The organism is Leptospira terpstrae serovar Hualin str. LT 11-33 = ATCC 700639, assembly GCF_000332495.1.
GTDB lineage: Bacteria > Spirochaetota > Leptospiria > Leptospirales > Leptospiraceae > Leptospira_A > Leptospira_A terpstrae.
Window position 1 is genome coordinate 146,150 of record NZ_AOGW02000008.1, and the last position, 15,293, is coordinate 161,442.

Sequence of the window (15,293 nt, forward strand, 5' to 3'; positions counted from 1 at the left end):
CCGCTGCAATCGCTGGCGCGGGAATTTATTTGACCGGAGGAGGAACGAGATAAAGTTCGAATCCGTTCCTAATTTGTGGTTTAATGATTCCATCGTACTCTAGCGAAACGTGTTTTTCTTTATTATTAGGCTCTAAAAAATCATAATGTCTATTTCCAATAGTGACCGACAGATGATAATCTCGATCACTTGGGTGAAAGCTTGCATCACAACTTATGTATTCAATAGAAAACTTAAGATCTTCACATTTACCAGGTTTACATGTTTGTTCGTAAACCCAACCAGTATTCTCTTTATATATTTTTCCTTGACCGATAATTTCGTAATCTTTTTCCATATCCGCAGGCCCACCTTCCAAAAGAGTCACCTTACCTCGTTGATCCCAAAAATAACGTTTTGATTCTTGTTCGGAATCCGACCATTTAGTTTTATAAAAAATTTGATCAATTAGTGAAGAATTAGCTTTATGAAATAAATTATAACAGAATAGCAGTTCTTTTTGCATCTCACATTTTGAATTGTTCTGCTTATCATAATAATTGGTTACCGATTTACAACCCTCTTCCAAATCGACATTAAATGAGCCACTTTCTTCAATTGAGATATTCTTACTCTCTTTACAATGTGTTGCATTTAATAAGCAAAATATATACAATAGAATCTTAAACTTCATTTTCATTTCCTAACCTAACCAGAGGTTTTAATTCATAGTATTCAGATCGCTTCAAATAATCAGTAGACTCGGAAGAACTTAGCAATATTTTTATCCGATTTTGTATTTCGCTCTTAGTTAGTTTACTTTTACTCAAATCTGCATTGATCTTCTCATTCAATACTCTATTAGTTTCAGACCTAATCCATCTATTATCTATTCCCTTTCCATCTCGTGATTCTGCAATCTGGTATTCAAAAATACCGAGTTCTTTATTAAACCGTTTGTTGGTAATCATATAGACATGGTCAGACTTAACAGCGGAACTTATGCTGTTAGGCAAACTTTTATCGGCTCTCGTGATTCCAATCAGACCTATGTTGAGTTCTTTTGGTTTGAAATTGGCCTTATGGTCAGCTAAATCCTTACTCGTTGTGATTCGATCCGAAACTAAATTCATAAAATTGGATGATTGGCGGAAGTATTCCACTCCATTTTTATGAGCCGTTCGATTGGCATATTCTGAACTCATATTTTTCATTTCATTTGGCATTTGGTATACATCTGTATTTAAATTTGCAAAACTTCCCGCGGTGGTGATACCGGATGCATTCAGAACAGCTCCTATAAACCGAATACAGTCTAATCCATCCACAGAGCGAAATCCATTCGCATCTACTGGATTTACTCCAGATACCACTTCTTTACCATCGATTATTTTATATTGTTGGTAAGAAATTTTGCCTTTCAGAGATTCCCCTAAAAGTTTTGCGACATTGACAACATGTTCGGTGACTAACTCCTTTGTAGAGAGGTCTACATTTTTAGAAGCTTCACAGATTTCGTCACCTAATCGTTTCAAGTAGGCGGCATTCGATTCTTTCTTCGGATCATGATTTATGTTTATGCCTGCTAAGGCAATTGCGGATGAAATATAGATAGTATTCCCCGGAGACAATGTATAAGGTGAATTTCCTTCACGCAGACGGATATATTCATTCAGTTCTTTTTCTACCAGCTTTGGTATGGGTGCATCTTTTCCACCTTGTAGTTTCTTTATTTTTGCTTCGATTTCTGTTGTATCCACACCTGCCTTTCTCAATTCATAAAGTTTCTTCTCTGTATCTAGACGAGAATCTTTGTTAAAATCATCGATTACACTGGATTCAATTTTTTTGATTTCCTCGTTAGAGATTTTTTGTTTAGAGTCTACTTTTGATTTTTTGTTATGTTCCGAATTTTTTTCTATAGTGAATCCATCGGCAAAACTCGAGACAGTTTGGCCCAAACGAAGTAACCCAGCCTTTAATGGATTGGTAATGGCTCCCAAGATAGGTTTTTCAGATGTTGATTGAATGTCGATGGTTTGTGCATCGGATCCTATAGAAGTAATTCCAGAAAGTCCACGACTCAATCGGTTTCGCAAACCAAACCCTAAACCAACTCCTCCAAGTAACAGAGCACCCATGGTTCCAGCAGCATTGGCAAAGTCAGAAAATGAATCGGAATCATTTCCCGCATCCGACAATGTTTCTCCATCACTTAGATCACTTTCATCCTGAGCAGCATTGATGTTCTGTTCGGCAAAATTCATTTCCTGCATTTCAAATCCATTTTCCGAATTTGTTCCTAATGTGACTCCTTGTAACTTCGATGAGGCGGAAATTCCATCTTTATCTATGGAAGAAGTCAGACCAAGTTTAGAAGTTGGATCGGTATAACCAATACTCCCACTGAGTCCCCCTGCTTTCAAATCATACATCATGGAATAATTCCAATCCTTCCTTGGTCCTTCACCAGTAGGATTATAATTGAGACCTACGTTTAAAGCACCGTTGGTTGTGATATCTGTGGCCAATTGTACACCTCCACCCAATGATTTGGAAGCTTGTAAAGAAGTATTTCCTTGTTCAGAAAAGCTAACACTCATATTACTAATGGCATTTCCTATTCCAACAGACCCCCCCCAACCATTTTTTTCAGAATAAGAAACACCAATACCAGGTATCATACCCTTTAAATATCCAGATTGGATTTTTCCCATTCCTTGTGTAATTCCACCTAATACTCCATTGGCAAATCCCGCCATGGCCCCCTTAGGACCTTCATGACTGCCTGCAATGGTTTGAACAATGGTGGAAGCTACGGCTTGTCCCACTTGAGTAGTTGCTGGTAAAAGTCCGCTTGTGATACTGCTAACCGCTTTTCCTATCGCCGACAAAGCGGAGTTAACTCCTGTCAATAAACCACTAGCCCCCATAGTAAGCGCAATAGAAACTGCATTTACTACCGTTTGTCTGACTGCATTTGACCTGGCTTTTTTATCAGATTTTTCTTTTTGGTAAGAAGAATAAGTGGAATCGATAATTTGGCCGATTGCATTTTCATCGATTCCTATGGATTTCGCTAAAATTTTAGAAAGTTCTTTCTTTCCAAGTTCTTCCACTACTGCTTTTGAATCGCGGAGATTGAGATAAGCACTTTGGTGTTTTGTCCAACCCGCTTGTAAACCGAAAGCTTGCAATGAATATCCCAAACTTGTACTAGTGGAAGAATTTTGATTCGGATTCCCTGCATGGAGAATTCCATTAGTATCCTCCATAACCGATTGAATTCCTTCTTCATTAGTTCCGAAAGCAACTATAGCAGTCTTAACAATCCCTCCAAAAGCCCCAATCACCTGCGAACCCATATCGAATATGGGATTTTTTGCCATCTCTTTGTTAGCTTTTTTCGCCTTGATCTGTCCATATTTATCACCTAACATTTTTGATATAGCATCAATTGGGATTCCAGTTCCTTGAGAGATAACTGTCGAAACACCATTTTGAATTATCGACTGTTCTTTTGTTTGAATCTCTTGCAAACGTTTTCCTCTACCTGCAATTTGATCATTTAGTTTGTTAAACTGTCTTTCGCCAAGTAATGCTTTGGTAATACCCATAGACGATGCCATCGTTGCATTTAATGTAACTGAAGCTGCACCAAAAGAAGCTTGGTCTAATACGTTTAATGTACCTGATATTGATTTAGCAAAGACTGTCTCCAAAGCTTGCAAAGGGTTTTTGATAGAAATAAATTGGTCACGCGATTGAATTTTTTTAGCGCTCATCCTTCCTCGCATAAAATCGATAACCATACTTGCCATCTGAACATCTGATTCTTGTCCTCCAGTAGCAGTGATCCAAGCTTTTGCCAATTCACCATTAATTGCAGATTCTAATTTACTATTTAGAGCTGCCCTCATCCCTGCAGCGCCTCCTCCAGTAAAATAGGCAATTGCCAATTCTTGAATTAGCGAATCATTCTTTTCTTGAGTTTCTTTTCTAGCATAGAATAACTCTTGATTACGTTTTTCTTTTTCCTGGATCGAATTCATATTCGAAGCAATGGATTGTTTGTCTTTGCGGAGTGAATTTGATAAAAAAGAATTAGAAATATCTGTTTTCTTTTGTTGCAGTGTAGCCCAGTCTTCTTCACTCCATTCTGTAAAAAAATTGAGTTTATCTGAAACTTGAAGTTTACCAATAGAACTTAAATGTACCTGCCGAACTTCCTCTGTTTTTCCAGCATTGTATTCTCCATCTGAATTTTTTCCAGCCAACAAACCGTTATGGATATCTTTTTTTAAAGTGAGTATTCCGTTCTTTGAATCAAATGTTACATCGTAATCTTTTTTTAACAAAGATTTACATATATCTGCATTTGGATTTTCGTAACAAGATCCGTAATTCTGTTGTTCTGCTTCGGTGAGTTCAGAACCTTCAAAACTACCAATTAATATTTTTTCATTTCTTGTTAATTCCCTCCCACCTAATGATTCTAGCTGGACAGTATAGGACATTTGGTTAATTAATTTTTTTTGTTCGGAATGACTAAATTTTTCTAAATCACTATTCATTTGGATAACGGAAGCATATTGTCCCAAACCAGTGATAGTTCTCTGAAATTCTTGTAACAAACTATTACCACCAAACTGAAGCTCGTCAGTAGGTACCTGGAAATTTGCCAAAGTCTGAAATTCGGAAAGTTTTGAATCTCCAAATACTGGAGTTTTAGAATGTGGATTCCAATTTGAAATCGAGGGCGAGAAATTTTCATTCGTATCTCCAGATTGATACAAATCAGACCACGACTTCCAGCCGTTACGTTTTTCCTCTTCCAAACGCTCCAACCATTCCTCTTTTGAACTTTCAATTTCCAATCGATTGGCTTCCAACTTGGCAGTCGCTTCCGCGATAAGATTTTCTCGAGTACCCTTCCACTCCTCATAGGACTGGGAATACTCTTTTACTTTTGATTCCCAATTGGATACTGCAGGAAGCAGTATATTCCCAAAGTGATTTGACTGACCACCTAACTGAGAATAATTATCTTTCCAATAGAGAGAAGTTGTAGAAGAATTTTCATCATACATTTCATAGAGAACTGAATACCCAATGGCACCCATTTGAAAACTAACCTTGCCAGGAGTTAAAATCGTTAGGTATCTATCAGCATTCCAATATCCATAGGAAGTTTTTCCGTCTATGAGTAAATTACCATGGGTATGACTTGCAGAGTCAAATGGGATATAAAAATCTCCAATCTTTTGATTGTTAATAAAGTGGAAGGCATCAGTGTATAAATTAGCCGACACCAAAGACTGGACACGCCTTCCATCACCTAATCTATTATTGATGATGCTAATAAGCCTTTCGGAATCCCCATGATGGATTGACTGAAAAATCCCTTTCATCTCTAGGTCATAAATTTCCGAAAAATTTCCAACTTCTCCCGCACCTCCAGTCAACCAGTTTTCATACTTTAAATCTGCCGATAACTCGTGATAAGTTTGGTTTCGTAACCTCCACTGTGCATTCGCTAAATCAAAGGTTGCCTTCGTATGATTCAAATTGATTTGAAATCCAGTCTGGTATGTATAAACTTGATTATTATAAATGTTGTATTCTGAAAGAGCTTTATTCGATTCATCTGTCAGGAAATCCCTTATCTTAGTTGATATTGAAGTTAGTATCGAATCAGGATCAATCTCTGATTGATTGAGCTGCAAAGAAAGATCATTAATGAATTTGGAAAATATTTTACCTGCATCGTTATAACTTCCATCAAAATTCCTATATTGACAACCAGATGAAACGGAACAGGAAGAATCTAATCCCAACTTCAATTGAGATACAACATCAGACAATGCAACTTTGATTGTATTCTTATAGGAATTAATGGCATTCAAATTTTTGGAGAATTGGTTCTCAGTTTCATCAAGTGAACGGAGATAGGTTTGGTAATCATTATCAAGCTTTGCAATAGAATTAGCAAACGAATCTAATCCTTCCTGCCTAGTCTGTCCCCATTGGAACTCCCATTCCCTAGCAGATTCTAATATCTTATTTCGATTTTCTGCTAATTTTAGTTCTTCGACTGTATATTCTTCATATAAAGATTCCTGTCCAATCCTATGAAAATATAGTGCATCCACTTTTCCTGTTTCCAATTTTTCCAAAAATGCATTTCGATTCTCAAAATAATCGTCGATTAAATCTCTTTCCCAAGCGGAATACAAAATAGAAATTTCAGATAATAGAGACCGCCGCTTTTCATCCAAATAACCTTCGTTAGAAACAAAAGCATCCTTTCCGGTTTCTTCTGACAAAATTTGTTCCACCATTTGATCAGCATTTTCTTGCCACTGGCCAATGGAATGGTATAAAACCTCTTCCACTCGCGAATCCCATTCTTCCGTCGAATTTGCAAAATAAAGATTACCATAGAACTCTGAATAGTCGGAAGATTGGTATACAGGGACATTCCAAGTTTCAGATAGTGACTGCCCATAAATTGCACAAACGAAAGCTGCCAAAGTAAAGATGACAAGAGGACGAACCGATGGTTTTAGAAACATAGAGAACCTCAGTTCTCTTAGGTTTCAAAAGTTAAATTTGGTTTTAAAATTTTTCCATTTTTGAATTATTTTAGAATGGAAATACAGAAAACAAAGTACCAATAAAAAACCTCCCATAAAAAATCTACCTCCTTCACCCGGAAGTAAATAAGATAATACCAATAAAATAACCAACGGAATTTGATAATTAAATTCCAAACAATGACGAGGGAACCATAAGATCAAAAACAACAAAAAGATTGCCACGTTTCCGAAAAGAAAGTAGTCATTACCAAAAAAAGAAAGATGTAACTTCCAAAGAAACAGAAAACAAATCCATTGGACAAACCAAAGCCACTTATCTTTTTTCCTATATAAAAACAAACCAATCAGTAAAATCAAAAAGAAAGGCTGATACCTATCACTTAAATCTCTAGGAGGACTTATTTCGGAAAGTTTGACTGCATCCTTACTTAAAAAATGCTGAATTTTAAATTTTAATTCCTTCCATTGGATTACTTTACCTTTAACCATAATTTCCAAACTTGTTTCACCATTTTTATGATAAATTCTACCAGGGGTTTTGACATTTTTGTAATCCAAAAATGTATTACTGAATATTGGTACCCCTGAAGTCATTTTCGTTGGCCTCATTGGATAACGATCCGGTTGTTTGTCTTGCTCAACAAATAGGCGAACATCCGTTAGTTTATTATTCAAAAGCATTTTACCTACAATTGCTGACTGTAATTCCATTGATCTTTCGCGAAAAGAATCTTCCGAATTAAAACTGGCTAAATTGCGAAATTCAGTTTGTGCATGAATCTCTAGTCCTTCCGTAGCAGGCTGGAAACATAAAACAACTTCTTCTACTTCCGGAATTGTTCGTAACCATGGAACCAAACCTAGAACTGTTTTTTCTAAATCATTGGGATTTGCATTGGAAAAACGAAGAATTCGATTCGAATTAGTATCTGACTCTCCCAATATATGAAAGTATCCTGATTCTGTTGGAAGATCTTTTATCCCGGATTTCAAACCTAATTCATTCAAACGATAGTAAAATGTTGCACTCGAAAGGTTTTGTTTCACTACTAATAAATCTGTCAATTTTCGTTGCAAAATTGTATCTTCTACTTGTTTTGTGATCCGACTGGATTCTTGTTCGGGAATGAATGTAGGAAATTCCAATCTTCCCATTTGAATGGTTCCATAGAAAGGTTGTGACGAATAGAATGAAAAACTTGATACCAAGGACAAAATCATTCCCACAATCAATGCTAAAGAAATCAAAAATCGAATGATTGGTTTGCCTGGATTTTTTCTCGGCTCTATTGATTGTTGCGACTGATAAAAGAATCCTTTAAAAAATGGAATACGAAAATTCAAAATCCACTGAGAGAGTAAAGTTTGGAAAAGAATTTTAAAGAATGAAATTGAAAGTAAAAAATAAATATGAATCAAAAAACTGATTCCAAAAGATTGAGGAAACCAATGCAAAAAAATAAATATCCACAAAATAGATAACGAAACAAAAATATGGGCGATCCATTTCCCAACCCTTCTAGTTGGGAAAAAAACCAAAAAATATTTCCAGAGGATAGAGGAAAACAAAATCGACCTACCTATAGGGTAAGCGGACAAACTACATACACCCAAAAAAATGAAAAAAGCTATATAAAAAGAAAGAAAATCTATTCCTATTTCATTGGTTTTCTTTCCAAAGAAAGTTGGAGATAATATGAAAATTACCTCTAAAAAAAAGAAAAGTATCAAATATCGAAACAAATCTTCAAAAAAATCTTCCTGACTATTATAAACTAAAATCCAATCCTTAGTATCCGATACAATTGATTTTAATTCGTTAGTTATGTGGTATAAAGAAGCAGCATTTCCAGCCTTAATTACAATCGTTTCCGAACTTAATCCGTTAATCCTTGTTCCTTGATGTAAATGTCGTTTTTTCAAAGAAACAGATCCAATAGAAGAAACATGGAGTCCTTCACCAAAAGAAGAAGGGATTCCGAGATTGGACCATCCACTCGGATCTGTGGGGAAATCTTTTTGAAACCATAGAGCATTTAACTTGTCAAAACTAAATCCAAAGTTATGTTTTCGAATTGCAGAATAGATAGTTGCTAGCGAAGGAAATTCAAAACCCAAAATCAATTCAGGACGAACTTTTAATAACACCTCCTCTTCGGCTTCTCCATAATGGACAAATGAAGATACTCCCTTTATGTTTCGTATCTTCTGTTCCAATAATTTCCTATTTCTATCAGAGCTTTTTTTTATCTTTTGCAAAATGAGAATGTAATGATCTTCTACTTCATCAGAACGAATCCGAGGGGAAAAAGAATCTTGAGGGAACCTATGCCTCTGCAAAAGAAATTCATTTCGAATGGATTGGACGACCTCCTGACTCTTTATCCCTTTTTCTAACTCTAGATTTAATTGCGCATTACCTTGTTCGGAGATCGAATCAATTTGTTTATAACCAGAGATAGGTTTCAATATTTGTTCCCAAGGCTTTGTTATCTCCTCTTCAACTTGTGAGGCAGTTTTATCGGGCCATTGGTGTGTGATTTGTATTGTTACCATTTTTTCAGGTACATGGTCTTCACCTAACAAAACGTTATTCAAGGAAAATAGGGAAAGTAACGTTAAAAACAATACAAACGAAAAAATTCGGTAACGGAATTGCCAAACCCATCGCCGATTCATTGAGATTTACCGCTAAATCTATAAAACAAAGTTGGATAAATATAGAAAACAAAGACGATGGAAATCAGAATCCCAATAAACATTGTCAAGGCAATTGCTTTTGAAAATTCAGAGTTCTGGTTTCCAAAAACAATGACTGGAATTAATCCCATCATTGTAGTACCTGAGTTTAATAAAATAGGCCAAACCAACCAACGAAATACTAATTCTCTTCTTTTAAAGCCAATGGTCTCCGCTGGTATTTCTCTCCACCTTTCGCCAAATAAAGAAATACTATCAATGGATAATCCAAGTAAAACGATAAGACCTAAATAATGTCCAAGATGAAATTCCTGAAAAAGAATAAATACGAAGGTCGTTGTAAACGCCAGATATAAAAAAGAAATGCTAAGATAAAAAAAAGGAATTTCAAAAGACTCATAAATTCCAACAAGAGCCAAGTAGATAAAAACAAATGAAATCAGTAATAAAACAACCAGTATTAAATAAAACTTTTGTATCTGATCTTTTGCCGATACCTTAAGAATAGAAAAAGGCCCACTCGGGAGCACCAATCTTGGATCTGAATCTGCATACTCCCCAATCCATTCCATGTAAAAAAGCCCAGAATCTCTTCGAAATTGATTATAACTTTCTTTCTTCCTAGATTGATACAAAGAGCTGATGTAAGTAGATTCATTGGTTTTTGTTTTAAAACTTAAACTAGAAAGATCTTTCCAATTCCAAGAATCAGAACCAAAAGAATCCAAACCAAGATATAAATTATTTTTTGATGTTTCACCGACTGTACCCAAATACTTTGGAATCTGATGGTATAAAAACTTTAACTTTAAATCTTCTTCATTAGGGATGAAATCTGGAACAGGAACTTGGTTCCGGTCCCATTCCTCCAAAATAATTTGTTTTGGTAAAAAATCAAACTTACCAGCAAATCCAAGAGTTTTGGATTTAATCTCAAATTCTTTTGCAATCCTCTTTAACTCTTCCCAACTATCATGAAAAAAAAGAAGAGAATCTACAGAAACCAAAGGAAGGGTACTCGCAACTTGAGATTCTATAGATTCAAATTTCAAATCCCAATTCGTTTTGGAAAGATTATCAGAAATAAAAGTTTTTAATTTTTCATGGTCACTTACCCTAAGCAGTTTCCATTGAATGGGAATCCCTATTTGAGGATTTTCACTTTGGGTATTTTTAACATCCAGAGGAACTACTAAAACAGAAAGGTTAGAATCATATCTTTTGATTTTGCTTTCCAAATCTAAAACAAAGGCAAGTTCATCCTCCAAACGAATGGGTTGCATCGGAATCATTTCCAACCGGACACCAACAGGTTTCTGTTTGGGGAAAATTTCAAATTTTGGACCAATTGAAAAGATAATGAAACTCAAAAATAAAACCAAAAGAATCACAACCGCTTTGTAATTCCAAAATTTAAAAAACACATAAGTTCTTTCGTAAAATTCCAAAATTAGATTTTCTGAGTTTGTATTATAGCCACTTGGTTTCAAAAAATCAGAAAAAGAAATAGAAATTAATGGAACAATGAAAACAGAAGAAACCAAAGAACAGAAAACCAATAGAGCAATGCACACCCCTGAATCAAAAAAGAAGTCTTTCCACTCCATCGGATATACTAATAGCGGAACAAAAACAACAATGGTAGTTAAGGAAGAAGAAAAAAGAGATACAAGGACAGACCGCAACCCTTCGATAACTGCTTCAACTGCAGAAACATCATTCAACAATTGTTTACGAATAGAAAAAACTGAAAGGTTACTTGCATCAAATAACATTCCTATTCCAACAGAAATTCCACCTAAACTTAGTAAGTTGATAGAAATAGAGAATAATAATAGTAGGTGAAAAAAAAGAATCAGAGAAAACAAAACAGAAACAAACAAAATTAAGGCTGGTGTCCAACTTCGATAAAGAAAATAAGAAAACAAAAAGGCAAAAAACAATCCCCAAATTACATTAAATCCAAATTGAACTAATTGATTTTCTAGTTCATCGGATCCATTATAAAAAATATTGGAAGGCAATTCATTTTCAAATTGTTTTAACTTTTCTTTAATTTCTGAAGATAACTTCAATGGGTTTGCGGAAGGGTCAGTAAAAACTGCTATATAAACAGTACTCATTCCATTAATTCGCGTTATTCTTTCACTTGGCAATTGGGATTGATAGATTTTAGCTAATCTTCCTAAACTAACCGAGTTTCCATTTCCTAAATGGATAGGAAATTGGTTAAGATTAAGACTGGAGCGGATTTCTGGCGCAAATTTTAATTCGGTATTTTTAGTGTAACCTTCCAAGGAACCAAGCGAACCACCGCGCATGGCTACTTGTATCTGGTGTTCTAAATCTCGAATGTTGATAGGAAACAAATCTAAAACTTGGGAATCAAGAGAAATGAAGGTGGAATTTTTAGGTTCAGCCACTCTCTTCACTTCTGTAACACCAGAAATACGTTCTAATTGGAAAAACAATTGTTGTAGATAAAAATTGAAATTTTCAGCATTTCCGAATTTCGTTTTTGGAATGAGAATTTCCAGAAAAGGTGTTTCACTAACCTCTCCTTGCAACAAGCACGAATTCCCGACACCTAACGGCAATTTATCTTTCATTTCCAAAATTGTTTGATACAGCTCATCTTTAAATTCAGAAACAGAGGCACCAAATTGCAAATTGATTTGGACAATTGACTTTCCATGTTCCGACATTGTCCGTATACGTTCGACAGATTTTACCGAAGATACCATTTCTGAAATTGGCAAACTTACGAGTAAATCCGTATCTTCCGCAGAATGATTAGGATATTCTGTGAGTATAAAATAACTTGCAGGGGTTAATTTCGGTAACAACCAAATTTCTAACTCAGAAATTCGAAACAAAACTGCAATAAATAATAAAATACAAATTACCCAATACAATTGTTTGTGTTGGAATAAAGAGTGAATATAGCTCCTTATGCTCATAATGACAAACTAGATTCTACTATTTCATCAGCTGATAATCCGGACAATATTTCTAATTCGTTTAACAAATATGGTTTGAATTGAATGAATCTTTTTTCAATACCACCAACACTTTTTACATTCACATAGAAGCCACTGGCCTCATCGCCATGAAGAGAAGAGGAAGGAATGAGAACCTTCTCTGTAATTTCAGGAAGTTTCACCTGAATGAGTCCGAACATGCCAGGCAAAATCATATTTTGTTTCAATTCCAATTTGACTTTGATTCCGATACTATGAGATCTAGAGTCTAAAAATCCGCCAATTCGATCCACCTTACCTTTGATAGCTGAAGAATTTTTCCCTGAGGGAATAAATATAACTGACTTACCAGGGGAAAGATAGATAAGATCCGATTCAGCAATTTGAAATCCAGCGGAAAGTTCACCTTTTTCTATGAGAACCATAACCGGCATTTGGTTTGTTAGTTCCCCTTCCTTGGTATGGATTTTTAATATTTTACCAGGTTTCGGAGCTCTCAATCGAGCTTCAGCTAACAATTGATCGTTAGACTTAATTTGACTTTTTATAATTTTTTGATGAGACTGACTTAATTCGTATTCAGATTTTTCTAAAGATGTATTTTTTTCCCTCCAAAATTTTAGTTTCTCTTCAAAATTAAGGTTCTCTGAACCTAAATCTAAATTGATTCCCGATAATAAATTTTCTCTATCTCTAATTAAATTTTTATATTGAGTTTGTTTGGATTCCTCGTCTTGTTTTAGTTTTTCTATTTCGGTTAAGGAAACAAACCCTTGTTTCCAAAGTAAAATTTTCTTCTCTTTTAAGTCTTTACTTAGAGACCATTCTTTTTCGGCTAAATCAATCCATTCCGTTTTTTTATCAATTTCTCTCAGTTTGATATCAATTTGTTTCTCTGCAGTTTTCCATTTTTCCAAAGCAATCGATACTTGGGATCCAGCTATTTCTGAAGAAAGACGTAACCGCTCCCCCTCTAATCGTATCAATTCATCATCCATCTCCAATAGAATTTGGCCTTCTTTTACATAACTTCCTTCTTCAACAAAAATCTTTCGAATCCTTCCATTTTGTTTGCTATGTAGTTGAATTTCTTTTGTAGGCTCTACAACCGAAGGAAATTCTAAAACTTTGTTTTCTTCCAATACACGTGGTTTTTTATACACCAAACTTTGTTTTGGCGATTCCATCGCGGAAATTTCATTCATTTTTCCCCAGGATTCAGGGAAATACAGAACTGTAGCCAATAAGGGAAATCGACCACGCATCCCCACTGTAGATAAGTAATTATAAAGAAATGAGGAGGAAACGTATAAAACTCCCAATATCATGATCTTACGAATCCAAATTTTTATTATGGACCACTGATTTGAATTCATACATTTGCCAATGCTAGAACAAAGAAAACAAATAAGATAGGATTCAAATAACCCAAACTATGGGAAAGAAATAGAATAAAGCGGTCTTCTGAAACAAACAAACGATTGTACAATTCGCCATTTTTTATCAGAAAAACTAAAAACAAACCTGTCCAAAACATCACAACCAAGAAAGAATAAAACTTTGTATCTAAAAATAAGCCTAAGAACTGGTTTCCTATAAACAATAGGCATACAAAGAAAAAGAATTGTTGTGTGAGTTTTTTAAGGAAACTTTTCAGATTACTACTATAGGTAAGTTTAGTTCTGATTCCTTTTGCGAATAAAAAATTGATACTGAATGAAACAATAAAATAAAAAACTGCGACAAAAAGGACACTAAATATCTGAAACGGATACAAACTCCAAATAGAAAGTTCTTTGCCTGAGTTGGCCGCGTTCACTTCCAAATTTCGATTGATCTTTATACATTCTTCCCAATTCCAAAAACAGTGGAACCCATAGAGGAAAAGGTAAAGCAGTAGATAAAAAAAAGGAGAATGATAAAAATTGATTACCTTTACTTTTCCCAATCTCCCCATTTTTCGAATGTTTGCTTGGAACCAATGCATCCAGACAGAACCAATCATTTGATTTCTCCCAATTGTTTTTGTAGTCTATCTACTTGGGTTTGGAATTGTTTCCACTGGGCCAAAAAAAGTTTTCTTTGTTTACCTTGCCATTTACTTTGATTCAATTTTAAATATAACAAACAAGCTTCTGGAGATACCGACAAAAGTTCGATTAGTTTTGATTCATCTTCTGCCGATACGATGACCGGCAATGATGATACAAACACAGCCTTAAAATACAACAAAATCAATTCTGGTGTTTTATGGGAAACTCCAGCCCAATGTGCAAAGAACTCCTTCCATTCTCCCAAATAAAACAAAGTTTTTGCATAGAGTGCCACTTCTTCCTTTGTTAAATCTCTATCATTTTTAATTTCCACTAGCCTAGACCTAACAACGGTCAAATGACCCGCATGAAAAGCATCGGATAGGATTTTGAAATCATTTGCATGGGTAGGGTTAGACCGTGAACAATGTAAAAACGGAAAAAATAACAAACAAAAAACAATACACTTTTGATTCATAATCTCCTCCAATCCGTTTGTTGGAAAATATCATCTAATGAAAACGAAACCTTTTGATTCCAAATCCAATCGAACCGTTTGACCTCATTATTAGAAAAATTAATCCATAACATTCGGATGTGAACCTCATTTGGTTCGGAGGGAAAACAAAACCGCAAAAGTAAAACTTGAGCTGCTCCTATCCTTTCGGCTCGTTCTTTCCAAATTTGAATCCTTGATCGATCTTCGAAGGATTGGTTTTTCAGTGTTTTATGGAATTGATCTAAATGATCCTCTGGAACAGGAAAAGCGTTTTCCTCCCAAACCCCATCATTCAAAACAACAGAATAACCAACCTCTTCCAATGCTTCCAAAATGTTCAGACTAATTTCATTTTCTTGCGTATAACTTTCATTAAATATCCGCGCGGTTTTAGTTACAAAAAGTAACTTCGATCCTATCGGAACTTTGAAGGACTTTGTTTTTACGGTTCGTGAACTATCGACACAAGATAGTAAGAAAAGAAAGACAAGAAACAACATAC

Annotated in this window: 8 protein-coding genes; all 8 read right to left on the reverse strand. The window is 35.0% G+C overall.

Features of this window, described 5'->3' with window-relative positions; all coding sequences use genetic code 11:
* Window positions 1-25: 25 nt before the first annotated feature.
* Window positions 26-673 carry a hypothetical protein gene (locus tag LEP1GSC203_RS06205; protein WP_002973035.1) on the reverse strand — a complete coding sequence of 216 codons (648 nt, stop codon included), beginning with the start codon at window positions 671-673 and terminating at the stop codon, window positions 26-28.
* Window positions 663-6,554 carry a TIGR04388 family protein gene (locus tag LEP1GSC203_RS06210; protein ID WP_002973110.1) on the reverse strand — a complete coding sequence of 1,964 codons (5,892 nt, stop codon included), beginning with the start codon at window positions 6,552-6,554 and terminating at the stop codon, window positions 663-665. Before LEP1GSC203_RS06210 ends, LEP1GSC203_RS06205 begins: the two co-directional genes overlap by 11 nt.
* A 24-nt stretch (window positions 6,555-6,578) precedes the next feature.
* Window positions 6,579-9,257 carry an efflux RND transporter permease subunit gene (locus tag LEP1GSC203_RS06215; protein WP_002973117.1) on the reverse strand — a complete coding sequence of 893 codons (2,679 nt, stop codon included), beginning with the start codon at window positions 9,255-9,257 and terminating at the stop codon, window positions 6,579-6,581.
* Entirely contained in the window at window positions 9,254-12,238 is a 2,985-nt protein-coding gene (locus tag LEP1GSC203_RS06220; RefSeq protein ID WP_002972979.1) for an efflux RND transporter permease subunit, read from the reverse strand. The genes LEP1GSC203_RS06215 and LEP1GSC203_RS06220 overlap by 4 nt, the downstream gene beginning before the upstream one ends.
* The gene (locus LEP1GSC203_RS06225; RefSeq protein ID WP_232225811.1) at window positions 12,235-13,464 is read right to left on the reverse strand and encodes an efflux RND transporter periplasmic adaptor subunit; all 1,230 of its coding nucleotides are present in this window, start codon (window positions 13,462-13,464) and stop codon (window positions 12,235-12,237) included. Before LEP1GSC203_RS06225 ends, LEP1GSC203_RS06220 begins: the two co-directional genes overlap by 4 nt.
* Window positions 13,465-13,631: 167 nt before the next feature.
* A complete protein-coding gene (locus tag LEP1GSC203_RS06230; protein ID WP_002973001.1) occupies window positions 13,632-14,264 on the reverse strand; it encodes a hypothetical protein in 633 nt (210 codons plus the stop codon).
* On the reverse strand, window positions 14,261-14,770 hold the full coding sequence (locus LEP1GSC203_RS06235; RefSeq protein ID WP_002973077.1) for a hypothetical protein: 510 nt from the start codon (window positions 14,768-14,770) through the stop codon (window positions 14,261-14,263). The genes LEP1GSC203_RS06230 and LEP1GSC203_RS06235 overlap by 4 nt, the downstream gene beginning before the upstream one ends.
* Window positions 14,767-15,291 carry a hypothetical protein gene (locus tag LEP1GSC203_RS06240; RefSeq protein WP_002972973.1) on the reverse strand — a complete coding sequence of 175 codons (525 nt, stop codon included), beginning with the start codon at window positions 15,289-15,291 and terminating at the stop codon, window positions 14,767-14,769. The genes LEP1GSC203_RS06235 and LEP1GSC203_RS06240 overlap by 4 nt, the downstream gene beginning before the upstream one ends.
* Window positions 15,292-15,293: the final 2 nt, after the last annotated feature.

Coding starts and splice junctions, on each gene's coding strand:
- LEP1GSC203_RS06235 (WP_002973077.1), bottom strand. CDS start 14,770: ATGAATCAAAAGTGTATTGTTTTTTGTTTGTTATTTTTTCCGTTTTTA.
- LEP1GSC203_RS06210 (WP_002973110.1), bottom strand. CDS start 6,554: ATGTTTCTAAAACCATCGGTTCGTCCTCTTGTCATCTTTACTTTGGCA.
- LEP1GSC203_RS06215 (WP_002973117.1), bottom strand. CDS start 9,257: ATGAATCGGCGATGGGTTTGGCAATTCCGTTACCGAATTTTTTCGTTT.
- LEP1GSC203_RS06205 (WP_002973035.1), bottom strand. CDS start 673: ATGAAGTTTAAGATTCTATTGTATATATTTTGCTTATTAAATGCAACA.
- LEP1GSC203_RS06230 (WP_002973001.1), bottom strand. CDS start 14,264: ATGATTGGTTCTGTCTGGATGCATTGGTTCCAAGCAAACATTCGAAAA.
- LEP1GSC203_RS06225 (WP_232225811.1), bottom strand. CDS start 13,464: ATGAATGAAATTTCCGCGATGGAATCGCCAAAACAAAGTTTGGTGTAT.
- LEP1GSC203_RS06240 (WP_002972973.1), bottom strand. CDS start 15,291: ATGTTGTTTCTTGTCTTTCTTTTCTTACTATCTTGTGTCGATAGTTCA.
- LEP1GSC203_RS06220 (WP_002972979.1), bottom strand. CDS start 12,238: ATGAGCATAAGGAGCTATATTCACTCTTTATTCCAACACAAACAATTG.